Raw genomic sequence first — 19,816 nt, forward strand, 5'->3', positions numbered from 1 at the left:
GCCTTGGCGGCCCCCGCGGCCTCGGCGAACGGCGCGTCGGACGACGGCGCGTACGTCACCCCGCTGGTGCGCAAGCTCGCCGCCGAGAGCGGCGTGGACCTGTCCTCGGTCAAGGGCTCCGGCGTCGGCGGCCGTATCCGCAAGCAGGACGTCGTCGCCGCCGCGGAGGCCGCCAAGGCCGCCGCGACCCCGGTGCCGGCCGCGGCCCCCGCCGCTCCGGCCGCCGCGAAGGCGCCGAAGCTGGAGGCGTCCCCGCTGCGCGGTCAGACCGTCAAGATGACCCGCATGCGCAAGGTCATCGGCGACAACATGATGAAGGCGCTGCACGGCCAGGCCCAGCTGACCACCGTGGTCGAGGTGGACGTCACCCGGCTGATGCGCCTGCGCGCACAGGCGAAGGACTCCTTCGCCGCCCGTGAGGGCGTGAAGCTGTCCCCGATGCCGTTCTTCGTCAAGGCGGCCGCCCAGGCGCTGAAGGCCCACCCGGTCGTCAACGCCCGGATCAACGAGGACGACGGCACGGTCACCTACTTCGACACCGAGAACATCGGTATCGCGGTGGACTCCGAGAAGGGTCTGATGACCCCGGTCATCAAGGGTGCGGGCGACCTCAACATCGCCGGTATCGCCAAGAAGACCGCGGAGCTCGCGGGTGCCGTGCGCGCGTCGAAGATCACCCCGGACGACCTGGCCGGCGCGACCTTCACCATCTCCAACACCGGTTCGCGCGGCGCGCTGTTCGACACGATCATCGTTCCGCCGAACCAGGTCGGCATCCTCGGCATCGGTGCGACCGTCAAGCGTCCCATGGTGGTCAACCACCCGGACCTCGGCGAGACCATCGCGATCCGCGACATGACGTACGTGGTGCTCTCCTACGACCACCGGCTGGTGGACGGCGCCGACGCGGCCCGCTACCTGACGACGGTCAAGGCGATCCTGGAGGCCGGCGAGTTCGAGGTCGACCTGGGCCTGTGAGCCCGGCCGTCCCGTTCGCCCGGGCCGTCCACCCGGCCCGTGACACGCGGGCCACGTAACAAGCAGTACGGCAACGATGCCCCTGCCGGGACTCTCCGTCCTGGCGGGGGCTTCGCCGTATCGTCGTCGCCATCGTCAGAAAGCGCCGGCCGCCACGACCCGGCACACAGGGGTGGCCGGCTCGCCAGGAGGAGCTGTCCATGACCCCGCCCGTCGTCCACTCGCTGCGCGAGCAGATCCGCGAGCACATCGTGGAGGGGATCGTCAGCGGCCGGTGGCAGCCGGGCGAGCGGATCGTCGAGCGGCGCATCGCGACCGAGTTGCAGGTCAGCCAGACGCCTGTGCGGGAGGCGCTGCGCGAGCTGGAGAGCCTGCGGCTGATCGAGTCCGCGCCGAACAAGGGCGTACGCGTCCGCAGCCTCTCGGCGGCCGACCTGGAGGAGAGCTACCCGGTCAGGGCGGGCCTCGAGCAGATCGCCGCGGAGCTGGCGGCCGAGCGGCTCGCCGACGACTGCTCCGCCCTTGAGCCGCATGTGGCGGGGCTGTACGAGGCCGACCGGGCCGACGACGGCACGGGCCAGGTGCTGCACACGGTGGGCTTCCACCGGGAGCTGGTGCGGGCCGCGGGCAACAGTGTGCTGCTGCACACGTGGGAGGGCCTGGGTATCGAGGTGTTCACCTCGCTGTCGATCCGCTGGCTCGGCACCGTGCAGCAGTCGTACGCCGAGGAGCACCAGGAGCTGGTGGAGGCGTTCAGGCGGCGCGACCCGGCGATCGGGGCACTGGTCAAGGTGCACGTCCTGGGATGCGCTCCCCGGCCCGACGGAGCCCCGCGGCGCGGGTGAGGGGGCGGGAGCGCCGGCGTCCTCCGCGAGGTCCCGGCGTCCGGTGAGGCCGCCCGGTATCCCAGCGAGGTCCCCCGGCCCCGCCTCGGGCCCCGAGGCCGAGCCAGGCCGACCCGGGCCGGGAATGCCTGATTGGTCCGTGGAAAGGGCTTCTGTGAAGCGTCACCGCGTGCCTTGGGGCCTGGCACGGAATGCCAATTTCATCAGATCGTGCAACTTTCTCCCCTTCCCCCTTTGATCGATCATCGATCAGCGATTTACAGTCGACGGTGGACTGCACACAGCCCACCGCCCTGTCCTGCCAGACAAGGCCCCAGAACCACCCCCTCCTGTGTTTGCTGTGTTTGGAAGGCGGCGACCATGCCCGACCCCGTAGGCAAGCTTCCGAGCGAGCTCGACCAGCTCCCGGACCGTGACGCCGAGGAAACCGCCGAATGGGCGGCCTCCATCGACGCCGTCACCGAGCATGCGGGCCCTCATCGCGCGGCATACCTGCTGCGCAGGACCCTCGAACACGCCGGCACGGCCGGGGTGTCGCTGCCGAAGCTCCTGGAGAGCGACTACGTCAACACCATCCCCACCGCGGCGGAGCCGGAGTTCCCCGGCGACGAGGCGATGGAGGCCAGGATCACCGCCTGGAACCGGTGGAACGCGGCGGCCATGGTCACCCGCGGCTCCAAACTCGGGCTCGGCGGGCACATCGCCACGTACGCCTCGGTGGCGTGGCTGTACGAGACCGGCTTCGAGCACTTCTTCCGCGGCAAGGACGGCGACGGCAGCGGCGACCAGCTCTACCTCCAGGGCCACGCCTCCCCCGGCATCTACGCCCGCGCCTTCCTCGACGGCCGGCTCACCGCCGAGCAGCTCGACCACTTCCGCCAGGAGGCGGGCGGCCAGGGCCTGCCCTCGTACCCGCACCCGCGCAGGCTGCCCTGGCTGTGGGAGTTCCCGACCGTGTCCATGGGCCTCGGCCCGATCTCCGCGATCTACCAGGCGCGCTTCAACCGCTACCTGGAGAACCGCGGCATCAAGGACACCTCGGCCTCGCACGTCTGGGCGTTCCTCGGCGACGGCGAGATGGACGAGCCGGAGTCGACGGCGTCCCTCGCGCTCGCCGCGCGGGAGGGCCTGGACAACCTGACGTTCGTCATCAACTGCAACCTTCAGCGCCTCGACGGCCCGGTCCGCCCGAACTTCAAGATCGTGCGCGAGCTGGAGGCCCAGTTCCGCGGCGCCGGCTGGAACGTCATCAAGACCCTCTGGGGCCAGGCATGGGACTCCGTCCTCGCACAGGACGTCGACGGCACCCTCGTACGCCGCCTCGGTGAGACTCCGGACGCGCAGTTCCAGACGTACGCGACCCGCGACGCCGCCTACATCCGCGAGCACTTCTTCGCGGACGAGTCGCTGCGCCGCATAGCGCAGGGCCTGAGCGACGCGAAGCTGCTCGAACTGTTCCAGAACTCCCGCGGCGGCCACGAGCCCCGCAAGGTGTACGCCGCGTACAAGGCCGCGCTGGAGCACAAGGGCGGCCCGACGGTCATCCTGGCCCAGACGATCAAGGGCCACACGCTGGGCTCCGGCTTCGAGTCCCGCAACGCGAACCACCAGATGAAGAAGCTGACGGGCGCCGAGTTCCGCACCATGCGCGACCTGCTGGAGCTGCCGATTCCGGACAGCGCGCTGACCGGTGACCTCGTGCCCTACTGGCACCCCGGCGAGAACGCGCCCGAGGTCCAGTACCTGCGCGAGCGCCGCGCCGCCCTCGGGGGCCTCGCCCCGGCCCGCAAGGTGGTCGCGAAGCCGCTGCCCGCCCCGGCCGAGAAGCCGTTCGACGCCCTGAAGAAGGGCTCGGGCACCCAGGAGATCGCCACCACGATGGCGTTCGTCCGGCTGGTCAAGGACCTGATGCGGGAGAAGGAGACCGGCAGGCGCTGGGTCCCCGTCGTGCCCGACGAGGCCCGCACCTTCGGCATGGAGTCGCTGTTCCCGTCGGCGGGCCTGTACTCGCCCAAGGGCCAGACGTACGACCCGGTCGACCGCGACCAGCTCCTGTACTACAAGGAGGCGAAGAACGGCCAGATCCTCAACGAGGGGATCACCGAGGCCGGTTCGCTCGCGGACTTCACCGCCGCCGCCACGTCGTACGCGACGCACGGCGAGCCGATGATCCCGTTCTACATCTTCTACTCGATGTTCGGCTGGCAGCGCACGGGCGACCAGTTCTGGGCGCTCGCCGACCAGCTGGGCCGCGGGTTCGTCATCGGCGCGACCGCGGGCAAGACGACGATGACGGGTGAGGGCCTCCAGCACGCGGACGGCCACTCGCACCTGATCGCCTCCACCAACCCGGCGGCGCTGTCGTACGACCCGGCGTTCGCGTACGAGGTCGCGGTCATCGTGAAGGAGGGTCTGCGGCGCATGTACGGCCCGCAGGCCGAGGACGTCTTCTACTACATGACCGTCTACAACGAGCCGAAGGTGCAGCCCGCGATGCCCGCGGGCGTCGACGAGGAGTCCATCCTCAAGGGCCTGTACCGGTTCCGGGAGGCGGACCTGCGGTCGTCCGAGGCGCCGAAGATCCAGCTGCTGGCGTCCGGTACGGCGATCCACTGGGCGCTCGACGCGCAGAAGACGCTCGCCGACGAGTGGGGCGTCTCGGCGGACGTCTGGTCGGCACCGTCCTGGACGGAGCTGCGCCGCGACGCGCTGGAGGCCGACGCGGCGCTCCTGCGCGGCGAGGAGCGCGTGCCGTACGTGAAGCGCGCCCTGGCCGGCGCGCAGGGTCCGGTGCTCGCGGTCAGCGACTGGATGCGGCAGGTGCCGGACCAGATCAGCCAGTGGGTGGAGCAGGACTGGTCGTCGCTCGGCACGGACGGCTTCGGCCTCTCCGACACGCGTGACGCGGCCCGCAGGCACTTCGGTGTCGACCCGCAGTCGGTCGTGGTGGCGGCGCTCGCGCAGCTCGCACGGCGCGGTGAGGTCAAGCCGCAGCGGGTGGCCGAGGCGCGGGAGCGCTACGGCCTCTGACGCCGCGCGGCGCCGCCGACAGTGGCGGCCCTGGCGGCGGCCGCCCCGGCGGTGACGCCGGCCTGAGCGAGCCGGGAAGCATCACGGGAATCCCTGTCGGGGCGCCGTGCACGGACTGTGCACAGTTCCTCGACAGGGATTCCCGCACGTGGAGGGCCCGGCGCCCGGCATGATGGTGGGATGCGCGCTGCCCGCCTGATCAAGATGGTGCTCCTGCTCCAGTCCAGACCCTTGATGACCGCGGCCCAACTGGCCAAGGAGCTCCAGGTCTCGGAGCGGACCATCACCCGCGACGCCCAGGCACTGTCCGAGGCCGGCGTGCCGGTCTACGCGGACCGCGGCAGGAGCGGCGGATACCGCCTCGTCGGCGGCTACCGTACGGGCCTCACGGGCCTCGCCCAGGGGGAGGCCGAGGCGCTGTTCCTGTCCGGACTGCCGGGCGCGCTGCGGGAGATGGGGCTCGCGGACGCGGCGAGCGCCGCCCGGCTGAAGGTCTCCGCGGCGCTGGCGCCCTCGCTGCGGGACACACCGGACTCGGTGGCACGCAGGTTCCATCTGGACGCGCCGGGCTGGTACCGGGAGCCGCAGACGCCGGAGCTGCTGCCGCTGTTCGCGGAGGCGGTGTGGGGCGACCGGCTGGTGTCGGCGGTGTACCGCCGCCCGGAGGACGAGCCGCCCTGCGGGACGCCGCGGGAACTGGCGCCGTACGGGCTCGTGCTGAAGGCCGGGGTCTGGTACCTGTGCGCGGCGGTGGCCGCGTCGGAGGCGGCCGGGGCCGCCGGCGCCAACCTGACGCACCGCGTGTACCGCGTCGACCGCTTCGTCTCCGCCGAGCTCCTGGAGGAACGTTTCCGCAGGGATGATTCCTTCGAGCTGGGAGCCTTCTGGGAACGCCATTCCGCCGAGTTCGCCCGCTCCCTGCTGCGGTACGAGGTGACGGTGCGGCTCACGCGGCAGGGCGCGCTCCGGCTGCCCCACGTGACGGACAGCGCGGCGGCGGCGGAGGCCCTCGCGGCGGCACCGGCGCCGGACGACGAGGGCAGGGTCACCGCGCGGCTCGCGATGGAGGCCGAGGACGTGGCGTACGGCCAGCTGCTCGCCCTCGGCCCGGAGGCGGAGGTCCTCGCGCCGCCCCCGCTGCGGGCCCGCTTCACGCAGGCGGCACGGGGCCTCGCGGAGCTGTACGGGTAGAGCCGCGTCAGAGCTCCGTCAGAGAGCCGCGTCAGAGCTCCGTACACCTGGCTGGACGCGTTGTACCGGCTGTACCGGCCGCACCGGCTGGCCTCCCGTCCTGCCGGCCGTACGCGCTGGCCTGGCCGTACGCGCGGAAGCCTCGTACACCCGACCGTCCTGACCCCCTCAGCGGTAGTCCGACGCGTCCACCTCCTGGCCGTCCTTCGCCGACAACGCCCTGATGTAGGGCCAGGCGTCCGGCGCGCTGCCGTCGGTGTCGGTGAAGTGGTAGACCTTCGCCAGCTGCCCGCTCGACAGCGAGCGGCCGTTCCAGCGGTGCCGGTCCTCGTCCGCGGCCAGGGCCGCCAGTGCCCGGCCGACGAAGACCGGGCTCTCCGCGATCGCGAAGGCGGGTTCCCGCGCGATCGCGTCGCGCCAGTTGTCCTCCCGTACACCGAAGTGTTCGAGCATCCACTCGGAGCGCAGGAAGCCGGGCGTGAGCGCGACCGCCGTGCAGCCGGCCCCGTCCAGTTCCTCGGCGAGGCCCTTCACCAGGCGGATCGGGGCGTGCTTCACGAGGTCGTAGAACAGGTTCCCCCGGTACGTCTCGTCCGATTCCGCCGTACCGTCGGTCACCTCCACGACCAGGCCGCCCTCATGCCGTACGAGCAGCGGCAGCGCGCGGCGCAGGGTGATCAGATGGGCCCGGACGCCCAGGTCCAGCATGCGCAGGCCCTTGTCGAGGTCCAGTTCCCAGGCCTTCCTGCCGAACTCGATCAGGTGCTCCCCGCCCCAGATGTCGTCCACCAGGACGTCCAGTCTCCCGTGGTCGCGGGGGACGCGGTCCACGACCGCGCCGACCTGGCCGGGGTCCAGGTGGTCCGCGGGCAGGGCGATGCCCTCGCCGCCCGCGGCCGTGACGAGTTCGGCCGTCTCCTCGATCGTCTCCGTCGCGCGCCCCACTTCGCTGGCCCGGTCGCGGGTCGTCCGCCCCGTCACGTAGACCGTGGCGCCGAGCACGCCCAGCTGCACGGCCATCTGCCGACCCGCGCCCCGGGTCGCCCCCGCCACCAGCGCGATCCGGCCCGTGAGGGGAGCGGCGCTCCATGTGTCCTTCGCCGTTTCCATGCGGGGAGCCTCGCAGGGAAACCGGACATCTTCCGGCGGGTATTCGCTCGGACCGCGTCTTCACGCGTCTTCCTCACGCCCCGGGCGGGTACGGAGTACGAACGACACGCGTCCGGGCGGTGCCCGCGTGCATCGTCGTGCCCGAGGCACGATGCTGGTCCCGTGATGGACGAGACGGACTTCTGGGAGATCGTCGACGGCACGCGCGAAGCCGCGGGCGGTGACCCCGAGGAACACGCGGACCTGCTGGTCGAGCGCCTGGCGCAGCTCGACCCCGACGCCGTGCTCGACTTCGCCCGGCACTTCGAGTCGCGCTACAACCGCGCGTACCGGTGGGATCTGTGGGGTGCGGCGTCGATCCTGCTGGACGGGGCGAGCGACGACGCGTTCGACTTCTTCCGCTGCTGGCTCATCGGGCAGGGCCGCGAGCTGTTCGAGGGGGCGTTGCAGGACCCCGACGACCTGGCCGACCTCGTGGAGAACTTCGACGACGAGACGGACGGCGACGGCGAGGAGCTCGGGTACGCGGCCGACGAGGCGTACGAGCAGCTCACCGGTTCGGCGGCACCGGACCTCGGCATCCCGGCGCAGCCCCGCGAGCCGGAGGGCACGGCCTTCGACATCGACGATCCCGACGTGCTCCAGGTGCGGTTCCCCCGGCTGTGGGAACGGTTCGGCGCCGACTCCTACAGCGGCTGACGCGCGGCCGGGCCGGGCCCGGCGCTGCACGACACGCCGGGCGTATGCCAGAACCCGGGCGCGGCGTACCGGGCGCACGCCGGAACCGGGGCACGACGCCCCGGGCGCGCGCCGAACCGGGAACGGTGCAACCGTGCCGTGCGCCCGGCGCGGGGGCAGGATGGCCGTATGAGAATCGCGGTCACCGGTTCCACCGGGCTCATCGGTACGGCACTCGTTCGCTCTCTGCGCGCGGACGGGCACGAGGTGGTGCGCCTGGTGCGGCACGCACCGCGCGGGGCCGACGAGGTGCGGTGGGACCCGAAGCTCCAGCGCGTCGACGCGGGCGGCCTGCGCGGCTGCGAGGCCGTCGTGCACCTCGCGGGGGCGGGCGTCGGCGATCACCGCTGGACGGACGCGTACAAGAGGGAGATCCGGGACAGCCGCCTGCTCGGCACGGCCGCCCTCGCGGAGGCGGTCGCCTCGCTGGAGGAGCCCCCGCGCGTCCTCGTGTCCGGCTCGGCCATCGGCTACTACGGCGAGACGGGCGACCGCGCCGTGGACGAGGACGCGCCGCCCGGCTACGGCTTCCTGCCGACGCTGTGCGTGGAGTGGGAGGCCGCCGCGGCGGCGGCACAGGAGGCCGGTATCCGTACGGTGTTCCCGCGTACGGGCCTGGTGGTGGCACGGCAGGGCGGCGCGTGGGGGCGGCTGTTCCCGCTGTTCCGTGCGGGGCTCGGCGGGCGGCTTGGCGACGGACGGCAGTACTGGAGCTTCATCGCGCTGCACGATCATGTGGCCGCGCTGCGCCATCTCATCGACACGGAGGCGCTGGAGGGGCCGGTCAATCTGACGGCCCCCGAGCCGGTGACGAACCGCGAGGTGACCGCCGCGATGGGGCGGGTGCTGCACCGTCCGGCGCCCTTCCCGGTGCCGGCCGCGGCGCTCAGGCTGGCGCTCGGGGAGATGTCGGGCGACGTGCTGGGCAGCCAGCGGGTGCTGCCCAGGCGGCTGCTGGAGTCGGGATTCGCCTTCGCCTTCCCGACGGTCGAGGAGGCCATCGCGGCGGCGGCATGACCAGTCCGGCGTGCCACCCGCGTGAGCCGCTTGGCACGCCGGGTGGCACGCGGCATGAGCCGCGCGTGCGGCGGCATCCTGGCGCGGGGGCTCGGGGACCGGCGCGGTCCCGCGCGGTGGTGCAGGCCTGGGCGCGCGGACCGGGCACGCGCGCGCCGCCCATGCTCCGGTGCCCCGGCTCCGTGCGCGTACGGAACGGGTGCCACCGCCCGTACTCTCACCCCGAACTCGGCCGATTCCAGGGGCTGTCGGAAGACCTCCGAAGCCCGGCCGGCCGTGCCGACCTCGGGGAGGGGCACGTGCTCGAAAGCGCACCGCGCGTCAGCGTCAACACCGCCACGACCGCCAGCATCGGCACCGGCACCGGCACCGGCACCATCGGCTCACGGACGGACGTCGTCGTCATCGGGGCGGGTGCCGCCGGCCTCGCCGCCGCGCACCACCTGGCGGCCGAGGGGCTGAGCGTCACCGTGCTCGAAGCCGCCGCGCACGTGGGCGGGCGCATGGCGACCGAGGCGGTGGACGGGTACCTGCTCGACCGGGTGGGACAGCTGCTCAGTACGGCGTACCCCGAGCTACGGCGTACGCCGGGCATCTCGGCGGTCCCGCTGCGCCTGTTCGCGCCGGGTTTCGCCGTGCACAGCGGCGGCAGGCGCCACAGAGCCGGAGTGGCGCGGAGCACGGGAAGCGCTCGGAGCGCACGGGGCGCACTCACTGCCGTACGCGCCCTCGCGAGCGCCCCCTGGCCGTCGCTGTCTCCCCTGCCGGCCCCGGCGTCCTTGCCGCAGCTGCCGCCCCGTGCGATGGCCCTGGACCAGGCACGGCTGGGCACGGCGCTCGGCCGTCTCGCGGCGGCCCCGACCGACCGGCTGCTGGCCCGGCCGGAACGTACGGCGCGTGAGGCGTACACCTCGCCGCTCGCCCGGCTCCTCCTGTCGGCGCTGCTGTACGACCCCGGGCTGACGTCCTCGAGCCGCTGCGCGGACCTGGCGCTGCGCGGCTTCGCACGGGGCCGGCTCTGCGTGCCGGAGGGCGGGGCCGCGGCCCTGCCGGAGATCCTGGCGGCGACCCTGCCGCCGGGGTGCGCGGTGCACACCGGCGTGCGGGTGACGGACGCCTCGATCAACCGTGTCTCGACGAAGGAGCACGGGGAGATCGCCTGCCGGGCGCTGGTCGTCGCGACCGGCGCGCGGGCGGCCGCCGAGCTGCTGCCGGGTCTGCGCGTGCCGGACTTCCAGCAGGTGACCGTCGTGCACCACGCCGCACCCGAACCGCCGCCGTCCGGAGCGGCGCTGCTGCTGGACGCGGACCGCGGCGGCCCCGTCTCGCACACCGCGGTGATGAGCGCGGTGGACCCGACGCGCGCCCCGCGCGGCCGGACCCTCGTGTCCTCGACGGTGCTGGGACCGCCGCCGCCGGACGCGGAGGTGCGCCGGCACCTGGCGGCGATGTACGGCGCAGAGACCCGCGCCTGGGAGTTGCTCGCGGTGCACCACTCGCCCGAGGCCGTGGTGACGATGCGCCCGCCCCACGACGTACGCCGGGCCGTACGGCTCCTGGGCGGCCTGTACGTGTGCGGCGACCACCGCGACACGAATACGGTCCAGGGCGCCCTGTTCTCGGGCCTCAGGGCCGCCCGCGCGGTCCTGCGCGACCTGGGCGCGGGCCGCACGCGTCCGGTGCGCCGCACGCGGCCGGAGCACCACGGGGAACCGGCATCGGCCGCACCCGCCCCCGCGGCCAGGACGGCGTCGGCGCAGCCGGCCGCTCCCGCGGCCTCGGAGACGGCGGCCTGACGCCCACCGCACGCCCCGCCCTCCAGTGCCGACGCCTGGAGGGCGGGGGTCCAACCACGCCGGACGCACGCGGCGGCGGCGCCCCGCTACCGCAGCGCCGTCACCCTGTCCCGGTATGTCCGGACCGCGGCCGCGTCCCGGTACGGCTCCAAGCGGCGCTCGAAGTCCCGTACGTACTCCACCGCCCGCGCCGACCTCATCTCGGCCGCCGCCTGGGCGGCCTCCGCGCCGAGCGCGCACGCCTGGTCGAGCTCGCCGAGCCCGAGGCGCGCCGTCGCGAGCACCACCGTGCAGAACAGCCTGCTCCTGGCCAGCTCAGGCGGGCGCAGGCTCAGCGAGCGCTCCGCGTGCTGGGCCGCGGCGCGGTACTGCCCGAGGTCCCGGTGGCAGTGCCCGAACTCGTCCGCGAGCTGCGCCTCGTCGAAGAACCGCGCCCAGTGCGGCACGTCGTCCCCCGGCCGCGCCGACTCCATGGCGCGTTCCGCCCGCAGCAGCGTCGCTGTGCACGCCCGCGCGTCGCCGAGGACGCCGTGCCCGCGCGCCTCGGCGGCCTGGAGCAGCGCCTGCACCACCGGCGGCGCCGTCACGCCCACGCCCTGCTGCGCGACCCGTGCGAGCTGCACCGCCTCGCGCCCGTGGCTGAGATAGACGGCCTGACGGCTCATGGTGACCAGGACGTAACTGCCGTACACCCGGTCCCCGGCGGCCTGGGACAGCCGCAGGGCCTGCACGAAGTAGCGCTGTGCGAGGCCGTGCGCGGCGATGTCGTACGACGTCCAGCCGGCGAGTCTCGTCAGGTCGGCGACGGCGCCGAACAGCCGCCTGCCGACGCTCTCGCCGTACACGCCGCGCAGCATCGGCTCCGCCTCGTGCTCCAGGTAGCGCACGAGGGCCTGGCGCGCGTGTCCGCCGCCATAGCGCTGGTCGAGGCTGCGGAACAGTTCGCCCACCGACCGCAGGGCCGCGATGTCGCCCGCGGTCACCCGCACGCCGAGGCTCTGGGCCTGGGCGGGCGGCGCCCCGCGCTCGCCGCGCGGGCGGGGCACGAGCGCCGACTCCAGCGGCGCGGCCGACGGCTGCGCGGGCACCCGGACCGTGCTCGTAGCGGCCGGGGAGCCCGGGCCGGCCCCGGCGCCCGCCCGGACACCCGCGGCAGCGGGAGGACCGGCGCCGGCACCCGCGGCAGCGGGGCCGCCGTGACCCGCGCCCGCGGCGAGCATCGGATGCCCCACCCGCTCGTCCGGCCTGCCGATCAGCCAGTCCCGGCTGGGCACCACGAGGCCCGCGGGCGTGAAGGCGATCTTGCGGAGCTCCGCGTGGCTGCCGGAGTCCTTCTTCCACAGGCCGCCGACGATGTCGACGGCCTCCTCGGGCGTGGCCGCGAACTCCAGCCCCGCGTACACCGGGGCGCACGCGTCGAGGCCGAGGTCCTGTGTGGACAGGCGCCGGCCCAGCCTGCGCGTGAAGACCTCGGCGATCAGTGCGGGCGTCGTGCCCCTGGGCTGCTGGCCGCGCAGCCAGCGCGTGACCGACGTCTTGTCGTAGCGGAGGTCGAGTCCGTGTTCCAGGCCGAGCTGGTCGACCCTGCGGGCGAGGCCCGCGTGGGAGAAGCCTGCCTCTGCGATGAGCGCGGCGAGCCTGCGATTGGGATTGCGCTGCGGAGGTCGTTCCGACATCAGCTGTACGGTCTCCTGCCTTCCGGGCCCCGGGGGCAGCCCCATACCATCGGCCCCTCACGATCGGCGTGAATTTAGCGGTAATAACCAACGTCGCAGCGGCTTTCACCCTGGGTTCATCCGATCGTGTGAGGATCAGGGCCAAGGCTGGAAAGCGCACCACGAAACTGCGTAAGGCACATGCGCAACGCCGGTACCAGCCGGTCGCGGTGTCTCGTCCGCCACCTCCCGGACCGCGGGCCCGCCCGCGGCCGTACAGTTGCGAGAGCGCCAGAAGGGCACGGAACGCCTCGGTGCACCGATAGCTCTAAGGAGGCTCTGCCGTGGGTGAGCTGCGGTACGTCCGCCTGGGATTCGGCGCAGACGCCGTCGAATACCTGGAGGCATGGGAGGAGCAGCGCCGCGTGCACGCCGCACGCGTCGCCGACGAGGTGCCGGACACCTGTCTGCTGCTCGAACACCCGCCCGTCTACACAGCCGGCCGCCGGACGCAGGAGAACGAGCGCCCGCTCGACGGCACTCCGGTGGTCGACGTCGACCGCGGCGGCAAGATCACCTGGCACGGCCCCGGCCAGCTGGTGGGGTACCCGATCCTGAAGCTGCCCAACCCGGTCGACGTGATCGCGCACGTGCGCCGCCTCGAAGAGGCCCTGATCCGCACGGCCGCGGAGTTCGGCCTCGAAACGACCCGCGTCGAGGGCCGCAGCGGGGTGTGGGTGCTGGGCGACGCCGTCGAGGACCGCCCCGCGGCTACGGGCCTCGTCCTGGACTTCGACCCCCGGGTGAGGACCGACGAGTTCGACCCGCGCCTCAACGGCCCGGAGTACGCGCCGTCCAACGCGGGCCAGCGCCGGGAGGACCGCAAGCTCGCGGCCATCGGCATCCGGGTCGCCAAGGGCGTCACGATGCACGGCTTCTCGCTGAACGTGAACCCCGACAACACGTACTTCGACCGCATCGTGCCCTGCGGCATCCGGGACGCGGGTGTGACATCGCTCGCCTACGAGCTGGGCCGCGACGTCACCGTCGAGGAAGTGCTGCCCGCGGTGGAGCGGCACCTGCGGGAGGTGCTGGCGGAGGCGGACGCCGTGGCGGCCACGGCTCCCGTGACCGCGTCCCCCGCTCAGGCGCGGGCGGCCGAGCCGGCCGGGGTGGAGCGCGCGAGCGCCTGACGCCCCTCCCGCGCCTTTCTCCCGCTTCTCCCCGCCCTTCCTTCCGCCTTCTTCCCCACGCGTCCCTCCCGCCGGCCATCGGTGGGACGGACGGACCACCAGACCACGCAAATCACGGGCGTAACCTGGTATTCGCCGAAGAATCGAATGCCGCGCCAGCCAGAAAGAGGTGCCGGACGTGTCCGCTGTCGCACCCGACGGACGCAAGATGCTGCGTCTGGAGGTCCGGAACAGTCAGACCCCCATCGAGCGCAAGCCGGAGTGGATCAAGACCCGGGCCAAGATGGGCCCGGAGTTCAACCAGCTCCAGAAACTCGTCAAGAGCGAGGGTCTGCACACGGTCTGCCAGGAGGCGGGCTGTCCCAACATCTTCGAGTGCTGGGAGGACCGCGAGGCCACGTTCCTCATCGGCGGCGACCAGTGCACCCGGCGGTGCGACTTCTGCCAGATCGACACCGGCAGGCCGGAGGCCCTCGACCGCGACGAGCCGCGCCGTGTGGGCGAGTCCGTGGTCACCATGGACCTCAACTACGCCACCATCACCGGCGTCGCGCGCGACGACCTGGAGGACGGCGGTGCCTGGCTGTACGCGGAGACCGTGCGCCAGATCCACGCCATGACCGCCGAGCGGGCCGCCGGTGCGACCAAGGTCGAACTGCTGATCCCCGACTTCAACGCGGTGCCCGAGCAGCTCGCCGAGGTCTTCTCCGCCCGCCCCGAGGTCCTCGCCCACAACGTCGAGACCGTTCCGCGGATCTTCAAGCGCATCCGGCCCGGATTCCGCTACGAGCGCTCCCTGAGCGTCATCACCCGGGCCCGCGAGGCCGGTCTGATCACCAAGTCCAATCTGATCCTGGGCATGGGCGAGGAGCGCGCCGAGGTCAGCGAGGCCCTGCGCCAGCTGCACGACGCGGGCTGCGAGTTGATCACCATCACCCAGTACCTGCGGCCCTCCGTGCGCCACCACCCGGTCGAACGCTGGGTCAAGCCCGACGAGTTCGTCGAGCTCAAGGAGGAGGCCGAGCAGATCGGCTTCTCCGGTGTCATGTCCGGTCCCCTGGTCCGCTCGTCCTACCGGGCGGGCCGCCTGTTCCAGCAGGCGATGGAGCGCCGGGGCGCGGGCCTGGCGGGCGCCGGGGCGGCCACGGGCGCGACAGCCGCGGTACCGCCGGCGGTGTGAATCCGAGCACAAGCGGCTACCGGCGAGTAGACAGCTGATCCGTCGCGGCCCGTGCGCATCCCCCTGGTGAGGGGCGCGGACGGGCCGCAGCCGCGTGTGCGGACGCCGGCTCCTCAGCCCGTCCGGGTTTCACCGCGGTTTGACCGGCGGGTCACGTACTGGTAACACCGGTGAGTGACGCTGGATGCACACAGCGCGCACCCCGTGCTCTCCGCGCCCGGCGTACGCCCCTCGCGTCCCCGCCGTCCGCGGTCCCGTTCCGCGCCGCCGTCGCTCCGCCTCTCCCAGGGAGATCGCCATCATGCAGGCCGCACCGGTCCACCCGAGTGTCCGCCCGCTGGCCGCCGCGCGGTTCGCGCTGCGCGCCGCGGAGTCGCTGCTGCTGAGCGGCGGTCAGCGTACGGCCCGGCGTAACGCCTGGTCGGCCGTGCTTGAGGACCGCCGGGCCGCGCGGGACCGGGCCGAGGTCCAGTCCGTGATCGAGGCTGTGTCCGGCCGTTCCTCCCGGGCCACGTAAACTTCTGTACATGGCGAGGAAGGACAACGCAGACTCTGCTGCGAACCAGGGGCGACTGAAGCAGATCGCTCTTACCTACAAGATGACCCGACGGGTCGATTCCAAGGTCGGTCTTGTTGTCGCGGGCGTAGGAATCGTCACCTTCGGTGTCTTCCTCGCCATCGGTTTCGTGATCGGCCACCCGCTCTACCTGGGCATCCTGGGCTTCATCCTGGCGTTCCTGGCGATGGCGATCATCTTCGGCCGCCGTGCCGAGCGTGCCGCCTTCGGTCAGATGGAGGGGCAGCCGGGGGCCGCCGCGGCCGTCCTGGAGAACGTGGGCCGCGGCTGGACCACGACACCGGCCGTGGCGATGAACCGCAACCAGGACGTCGTGCACCGGGCGGTGAGCAAGGCGGGCATCGTGCTGGTGGCCGAGGGCAACCCGAACCGGCTGAAGTCGCTGCTCGCCGCCGAGAAGCGGAAGATGGCGCGCGTCGTCGTCGACGTGCCGGTCCAGGACATCATCGTCGGTGACGGCGAGGGCCAGGTACCGCTGAAGAAGGTGCGCGCCAAGCTGCTGAAGCTGCCCCGGGTGGTGGACGGCCCGACGGTGACGGCGACCAACGACCGGCTCCGGGCGATGGGCGACCTGATGAGCAACATGCCGGTGCCGAAGGGCCCGATGCCGAAGAACGTACGGATGCCGCGCGGCGGCAAGATGCGCTGAGCGCGGCGCGCGCGGGGAGAACCCGCGCACGGGACCGCGGGAACACACACCACGAGAAGGGGGGGGGGGGGGGGCCCGCGCCCCCCCCCGCCGGGGGGGGGCCCGCCGGGGGGGGGGGGGGCGCGCGGGGGGGGGCGGGCCCGCCCCCCCCCCCCCCGCCCCGCGGGCGCCCCCCCCCCCCCCGCCGCGCGCCGGCGGGCCGCCCCCCCCCCCCCCCCCCCCTTCTCCGCGTTTCCGACCCGTCGGCCGGTCGGCTCTCCGCGTTTGCGTCTCCGGCCATCGCCGCCCGGCTCTGCCCGGCGCATCGGGCCCGGCCACGGCCTCGACCCGCTCGACCCGGGCGTCCGTCCGGCACGCCCAGGCTTCCCGCTCCCCTGCGATCCGGAAGCTGAAGGCCCGGGGCTCCGGAGACTCAGGTCCGGAAGCTCGGGCCCGGACGACCTCTCGAACCTCTCAGATCCGGATCTGGACGGCGCGCGCGAGGCGGTCGTGCAGGCCCCGGCCGTCGCGGTCCCAGATCAGGGCCGGGATCGCGAGGCACAGCAGGACGCTGCGGATCAGGACGCGCACGATGCCGAGGTGCCCGCCGCCCTCCGAGACGACCCGGAGACGGAAGAGGCGCTTGCCCGGCGTCGAGCCGACGGTGCCGACGGTCAGCACACTGAGCACGAAGAAGACGACGAGCGCCCAGTTCTCGACGGCGTGCGCGCCGCTGTGTGTGATCAGCCCGTACACGATGATGACGCACAGCGCCCAGTCGACGAGGATGGCGCCCAGGCGCCGGCCGAAGCGGGCCACCGAGCCGGAGCCCTCCTGCGGCAGGCCGAGCCGCTCTCCGCGGTACCCGAAGTCGACGCCCATGTCCTCGGCCGCCGAGCGGGGGCCGGAGAGCCAGGACCCGATTGCATCCCTGTTGTCCACCCGACCACGGTACGCGCTCGGGGACCGGTCGAAAGCGGCCACCCCCCACCAAGGGGGCACCGTCTCCGGCGTGCCGGTTAACGCGGACGAAACAAACGGGTCATGCTGGAGAAATGGCGGAAACATAAGGTCGCGGACACCATGTGCCCTTGAGCACGGGCCGAGGGACCCCGGCCCGATCGCCCGCACACAGCCGAGTTTCAAGCCCCCGCCCCTCCCCGGAGCGGGAGGAGGAGGAGCTGGATGTTCCAGAACGCCGACGAGGCCAAGAAATTCATCTCGGACGAGGACGTCAAGTTCGTCGACGTGCGCTTCTGCGACCTGCCCGGTGTCATGCAGCACTTCACGGTTCCGGCGAAGTCGTTCGACCCGACGGAGGAGCTGGCGTTCGACGGTTCGTCCATCCGCGGCTTCCAGGCGATCCACGAGTCGGACATGGCGCTGCGCGCCGACCTGGCGACCTCGCGTGTCGACCCGTTCCGCCGTGACAAGACGCTGAACATCAACTTCTTCATCCACGACCCGATCACGGGCGAGCAGTACAGCCGCGACCCGCGCAACATCGCGAAGAAGGCCGAGACGTACCTCGCGTCCACGGGCATCGCGGACACGGCGTACTTCGGTCCCGAGGCGGAGTTCTACGTCTTCGACAGCGTGCGCTTCAACACGACGTCGAACGAGGGCTTCTACCACATCGACTCGGAGGCGGGCGCCTGGAACACCGGCTCCACCGAGGACAACCGCGGCTACAAGGTCCGCTACAAGGGCGGCTACTTCCCGGCCCCGCCGGTGGACCACTTCGCGGACCTGCGCGCCGAGATCTCGCTGGAGCTGGAGGCGGCCGGCCTTGAGGTCGAGCGCCAGCACCACGAGGTCGGCACCGCGGGCCAGGCGGAGATCAACTACAAGTTCAACACGCTGCTGCACGCGGCCGACGACCTGATGCTCTTCAAGTACATCGTCAAGAACGTCGCGTGGCGCAACAACAAGACGGCGACGTTCATGCCGAAGCCCATCTTCGGCGACAACGGCTCGGGCATGCACGTCCACCAGTCGCTGTGGCTGGGCGGCTCGCCGCTGTTCTACGACGAGCAGGGCTACGCCGGCCTGTCGGACACCGCGCGCTACTACATCGGCGGCATCCTGCGGCACGCTCCGTCGCTCCTCGCCTTCACCAACCCGACGGTGAACTCGTACCACCGCCTGGTGCCCGGCTTCGAGGCCCCGGTCAACATGGTGTACTCGCAGCGCAACCGCTCCGCCGCCATGCGCATCCCGATCACGGGCTCGAACCCGAAGGCCAAGCGCGTCGAGTTCCGCGCCCCGGACCCCTCGTCCAACCCGTACCTGGCCTTCTCGGCGCTCCTCCTCGCGGGCCTCGACGGCATCAAGAACAAGATCGAGCCGGCCGAGCCGATCGACAAGGACCTCTACGAGCTCGCCCCCGAGGAGCACGCGAGCGTCCCCCAGGTCCCGACGTCCCTCCCGGCGGTCCTCGACGCCCTGGAGGAGGACAACGAGTACCTCCAGGCGGGCGGCGTCTTCACGTCGGACCTCATCGAGACGTGGATCGACTACAAGCGCACCAAGGAAATCGCCCCGATCCAGCAGCGCCCGCACCCGCACGAGTTCGAGCTGTACTTCGACATCTAAGATCGCCGCAGGTCAGGGCCCATCTGTGAGGCCCTTCCTGACGAGCTGCCAGGCGTGACGAGGGGGGGGGCCCGCTCGGGGTCGCGGCCCTTGTCGGTTTGCGCCATATTCGTGGCAGCGGGACGCACGTCGCGCTCTTTTGGCCAAACCACCGGCGACACTGCGTAATCGGAAGTGATCACCGTCGACGTTCACTACGGGCTTCGGTCGGTACCGCGGAGCCCGTGCGGCGTTGGCGAAGCACCGGGCGGCTGCTCCGAGGAACTGCTCGCGTTCCCGGCCGTCGCGTCCGACCTGTATCCGCGGCGGGCCGACGGCTCGCCCTTCACGCTGTTGCGTGGAGTGTCCGAGTCGGTGGTCGAGTCCGTCCGCCATACCAACGACCAGATGTGGGTCACGAAGCAGCTGATGGTACTGGACCGGGCGAGTGCGCAGGCCAGGGCAGCCGCCCATCGGTGCCGGCGCTGCGGCCGGTGGCGAGGACGCCGCGTGCCATGCCGAGCAGCAGGGAGTTGAGACGCCTCGTGGTACGGCGCACCGGGCAGACCAGGCGGCGGCGCCTCGGGACGCTGAAGTTGCGGCTCATAAGGAGGCGTCGGTGATGCGGCAGGCCACGCACACACCACTGGGCTTCGGTGAGGTGTTCGACCTGCCGGTCGCCGTAGAGTGCGGACCGCTGCCCGCGCGTTCGGCGTCCACCCCGGGACAGCCTACCGACTGGTCAGGGAAGGGGTCTTCCCCTGCCCCGTGCTGCGGGTCGGAGGGCGGTCCCGGATTCCGACGACGCACCTCATGCGCATACTCGGCACTTGCCTGAAAGGAAGCGTTGGGGGCTGCAGGAGCGAGTGGTCGGGAAGATCGTGTGCATCCGTAGGCGTGCATGCAGTCAAGACACATGGGCCGGGGCGTCGCAGGTGTGGGGCTATGCGGGGCCGGCCGGTGACGGGTGTGCCGGCTGGGGGCCGGGCTCCTCCTCGCGCGCCGAGGGCGGGGCCGGTGCGGTCCACCGGGCGATGTCGGTCCTCAGCTCGTCCTGGGTGGCGGACTGCCTGGCCACCGCGACGTAGCCGTCCGGTCGGATCAGGGCCGCGTCCAGCTCGGACCAGGTACCGGGACGAGGAGGGGCGGTCCGTACGTCGACGCGGGGGGACGCGAGGCCGGTGAAGCGGCCGGTGGGTGTGAAGTCGACCAGGAGGAAGGCGCTCTGGCGCAGGGTACGCAGGAGGGAAGTGCCGCTCAGGGCGAGGTCGGGGGCCCTGGTGCCGGTCAGGGGGTGGGAGCCC

16 protein-coding genes and 1 pseudogene are annotated in these 19,816 nt (G+C 72.4%); 13 read left to right on the forward strand and 4 right to left on the reverse strand.

All coding sequences use genetic code 11. The features are described from left to right. The 4 genes from sucB to LCE31_RS19435 form a co-directional block, all read left to right on the forward strand. A partial coding sequence (gene sucB / locus LCE31_RS19420; RefSeq protein WP_225015844.1) for a 2-oxoglutarate dehydrogenase, E2 component, dihydrolipoamide succinyltransferase occupies positions 1-978 on the forward strand: 978 nt, incomplete at its 5' end. A gap of 200 nt (positions 979-1,178) precedes the next feature. After that, entirely contained in the window at positions 1,179-1,823 is a 645-nt protein-coding gene (locus LCE31_RS19425; RefSeq protein ID WP_225015846.1) for a GntR family transcriptional regulator, read from the forward strand. A gap of 360 nt (positions 1,824-2,183) precedes the next feature. Beyond that, positions 2,184-4,853 carry a pyruvate dehydrogenase (acetyl-transferring), homodimeric type gene (gene aceE / locus LCE31_RS19430; protein ID WP_225015848.1) on the forward strand — a complete coding sequence of 890 codons (2,670 nt, stop codon included), beginning with the start codon at positions 2,184-2,186 and terminating at the stop codon, positions 4,851-4,853. A gap of 180 nt (positions 4,854-5,033) precedes the next feature. Next, complete coding sequence (locus LCE31_RS19435) at positions 5,034-6,044, forward strand: helix-turn-helix transcriptional regulator (RefSeq protein ID WP_225015850.1); 1,011 nt, start codon at positions 5,034-5,036, stop codon at positions 6,042-6,044. Positions 6,045-6,212: 168 nt separating this feature from the next. Here the strand turns inward: LCE31_RS19435 and LCE31_RS19440 are convergent, their stop codons facing one another. Next, positions 6,213-7,154 carry an SDR family oxidoreductase gene (locus LCE31_RS19440; protein ID WP_225015851.1) on the reverse strand — a complete coding sequence of 314 codons (942 nt, stop codon included), beginning with the start codon at positions 7,152-7,154 and terminating at the stop codon, positions 6,213-6,215. Between the two features lie 165 nt (positions 7,155-7,319). Between LCE31_RS19440 and LCE31_RS19445 the strand changes: the two genes are divergently transcribed. The 3 genes from LCE31_RS19445 to LCE31_RS19455 all read left to right on the forward strand — a co-directional run bounded on the left by LCE31_RS19445 (position 7,320) and on the right by LCE31_RS19455 (position 10,705). After that, positions 7,320-7,853 carry a DUF4240 domain-containing protein gene (locus tag LCE31_RS19445; RefSeq protein ID WP_225015864.1) on the forward strand — a complete coding sequence of 178 codons (534 nt, stop codon included), beginning with the start codon at positions 7,320-7,322 and terminating at the stop codon, positions 7,851-7,853. A 168-nt stretch (positions 7,854-8,021) separates the two neighbouring features. Beyond that, positions 8,022-8,909 carry a TIGR01777 family oxidoreductase gene (locus LCE31_RS19450; protein WP_225015852.1) on the forward strand — a complete coding sequence of 296 codons (888 nt, stop codon included), beginning with the start codon at positions 8,022-8,024 and terminating at the stop codon, positions 8,907-8,909. 377 nt (positions 8,910-9,286) lie between these two features. Next, a complete protein-coding gene (locus LCE31_RS19455) occupies positions 9,287-10,705 on the forward strand; it encodes an NAD(P)/FAD-dependent oxidoreductase (RefSeq protein ID WP_225015866.1) in 1,419 nt (472 codons plus the stop codon). A gap of 86 nt (positions 10,706-10,791) precedes the next feature. Here the strand turns inward: LCE31_RS19455 and LCE31_RS19460 are convergent, their stop codons facing one another. Next, the gene (locus tag LCE31_RS19460; RefSeq protein WP_225015853.1) at positions 10,792-12,381 is read right to left on the reverse strand and encodes a regulator; all 1,590 of its coding nucleotides are present in this window, start codon (positions 12,379-12,381) and stop codon (positions 10,792-10,794) included. 323 nt (positions 12,382-12,704) lie between these two features. Here LCE31_RS19460 and lipB point away from each other — a divergent pair, with 323 nt between their 5' ends. From lipB to LCE31_RS19480, 4 genes are all read left to right on the forward strand, one after another. Beyond that, positions 12,705-13,553, forward strand: coding sequence for a lipoyl(octanoyl) transferase LipB (gene lipB / locus LCE31_RS19465; RefSeq protein WP_225015854.1), 849 nt, complete (start codon positions 12,705-12,707; stop codon positions 13,551-13,553). Between the two features lie 178 nt (positions 13,554-13,731). After that, the gene (lipA, locus tag LCE31_RS19470) at positions 13,732-14,733 is read left to right on the forward strand and encodes a lipoyl synthase (RefSeq protein WP_225015855.1); all 1,002 of its coding nucleotides are present in this window, start codon (positions 13,732-13,734) and stop codon (positions 14,731-14,733) included. Positions 14,734-15,034: 301 nt separating this feature from the next. Next, complete coding sequence (locus LCE31_RS19475) at positions 15,035-15,250, forward strand: SCO2195 family GlnR-regulated protein (protein ID WP_225015856.1); 216 nt, start codon at positions 15,035-15,037, stop codon at positions 15,248-15,250. A 10-nt stretch (positions 15,251-15,260) separates the two neighbouring features. Next, positions 15,261-15,959 carry a DUF4191 domain-containing protein gene (locus tag LCE31_RS19480; protein WP_225015858.1) on the forward strand — a complete coding sequence of 233 codons (699 nt, stop codon included), beginning with the start codon at positions 15,261-15,263 and terminating at the stop codon, positions 15,957-15,959. A 453-nt stretch (positions 15,960-16,412) separates the two neighbouring features. On the opposite strand, the gene LCE31_RS19485 is transcribed toward LCE31_RS19480, so the two are convergent. Further along, a complete protein-coding gene (locus LCE31_RS19485) occupies positions 16,413-16,880 on the reverse strand; it encodes an RDD family protein (RefSeq protein WP_225015860.1) in 468 nt (155 codons plus the stop codon). A 243-nt stretch (positions 16,881-17,123) separates the two neighbouring features. Between LCE31_RS19485 and glnA the strand changes: the two genes are divergently transcribed. Both glnA and LCE31_RS41270 read left to right on the forward strand, forming a co-directional pair. Then, complete coding sequence (gene glnA, locus LCE31_RS19490; protein ID WP_225015862.1) at positions 17,124-18,533, forward strand: type I glutamate--ammonia ligase; 1,410 nt, start codon at positions 17,124-17,126, stop codon at positions 18,531-18,533. A 666-nt stretch (positions 18,534-19,199) separates the two neighbouring features. Beyond that, positions 19,200-19,277 (forward strand): annotated as a pseudogene (locus LCE31_RS41270) (DNA-binding protein); the annotation flags it as partial. Between the two features lie 178 nt (positions 19,278-19,455). Here LCE31_RS41270 and LCE31_RS19500 read toward each other — a convergent pair. After that, positions 19,456-19,816: aromatic-ring hydroxylase C-terminal domain-containing protein (locus LCE31_RS19500; RefSeq protein ID WP_441349417.1), on the reverse strand; the 361-nt coding region annotated here is incomplete at its 5' end.

It is taken from the genome of Streptomyces sp. 8L (assembly GCF_020176795.1).
Taxonomy (GTDB): Bacteria; Actinomycetota; Actinomycetes; order Streptomycetales; family Streptomycetaceae; genus Streptomyces.

Coding starts and splice junctions, on each gene's coding strand:
- LCE31_RS19425 (WP_225015846.1), top strand. CDS start 1,179: ATGACCCCGCCCGTCGTCCACTCGCTGCGCGAGCAGATCCGCGAGCAC.
- aceE (WP_225015848.1), top strand. CDS start 2,184: ATGCCCGACCCCGTAGGCAAGCTTCCGAGCGAGCTCGACCAGCTCCCG.
- LCE31_RS19435 (WP_225015850.1), top strand. CDS start 5,034: ATGCGCGCTGCCCGCCTGATCAAGATGGTGCTCCTGCTCCAGTCCAGA.
- LCE31_RS19440 (WP_225015851.1), bottom strand. CDS start 7,154: ATGGAAACGGCGAAGGACACATGGAGCGCCGCTCCCCTCACGGGCCGG.
- LCE31_RS19445 (WP_225015864.1), top strand. CDS start 7,320: ATGGACGAGACGGACTTCTGGGAGATCGTCGACGGCACGCGCGAAGCC.
- LCE31_RS19450 (WP_225015852.1), top strand. CDS start 8,022: ATGAGAATCGCGGTCACCGGTTCCACCGGGCTCATCGGTACGGCACTC.
- LCE31_RS19460 (WP_225015853.1), bottom strand. CDS start 12,381: ATGTCGGAACGACCTCCGCAGCGCAATCCCAATCGCAGGCTCGCCGCG.
- LCE31_RS19475 (WP_225015856.1), top strand. CDS start 15,035: ATGCAGGCCGCACCGGTCCACCCGAGTGTCCGCCCGCTGGCCGCCGCG.
- LCE31_RS19480 (WP_225015858.1), top strand. CDS start 15,261: ATGGCGAGGAAGGACAACGCAGACTCTGCTGCGAACCAGGGGCGACTG.
- glnA (WP_225015862.1), top strand. CDS start 17,124: ATGTTCCAGAACGCCGACGAGGCCAAGAAATTCATCTCGGACGAGGAC.